Source organism: Acidovorax sp. ST3 (assembly GCF_003231145.1).
In the GTDB taxonomy this organism is placed as follows: domain Bacteria; phylum Pseudomonadota; class Gammaproteobacteria; order Burkholderiales; family Burkholderiaceae_C; genus Acidovorax.
Genome location: NZ_QKVP01000071.1, coordinates 1 through 617, shown reverse-complemented (window position 1 = coordinate 617; position 617 = coordinate 1). Strand labels below are relative to the sequence as shown.

The window sequence follows — 617 nt, the reverse complement described above, 5'->3', positions numbered from 1 at the left end:
GGGAATGATGTCGAGCACTGCCAGCCTGGTCACGACCTCGGCATGGTCGAGTGCCATGCGATAGGCGACCCGGCCGCCGCGGTCGTGCCCGGCAACCGCGAAGCGGTCGTGCCCCAGCGCTGCCATCGTCTCGATCAATGTCGTCGCCATGGCGCGTTTCGACATGGCCCCATGTCCCTGCTCATCGGCAGGCGGACAATCGCTGGCGCCATAGCCCGGCAGGTCGACGGCAACGACGGTGAAATGCGACGCCAGCATCGGGCCGATGTCGCGCCACATCAGGCTTGTCTGCGGAAATCCATGCAGAAGCAGCAGCGGCGGTCCCAACCCGGCCTTGTGCACGAACACGCCGCCCTGCGCCGTCTCGACCCTGCGGCTCTCGAACCCGATCATCGCCTGCTGTTCCATCGAGGCAGAACGCACGACGCGCGGATTTCGTTCATCCAATCTGGCCGGCAGGAGGCTGCGTCACCCGATGCCGTGTTTGCGCAGCAGCTCCTGCTCGTCGCCGGCGACCCAGCCGAACACCTTCGGCTCGCCGCCCAGCATCTGCATCAGGTAATGCACCTCGAAGTCGATCGACAGGTCCGGCTGGTCCTTGCGGGCATAGGTTGCCG

Annotated in this window: 1 protein-coding gene; it reads right to left on the bottom strand. The window is 66.0% G+C overall.

Going from position 1 to position 617, the window contains the following annotated elements; all coding sequences use genetic code 11:
* A partial coding sequence (locus DNK89_RS23595) for an alpha/beta fold hydrolase (RefSeq protein ID WP_238990918.1) occupies positions 1 to 423 on the bottom strand: 423 nt, incomplete at its 3' end.
* Between the last annotated feature and the right edge of the window lie 194 nt (positions 424 to 617).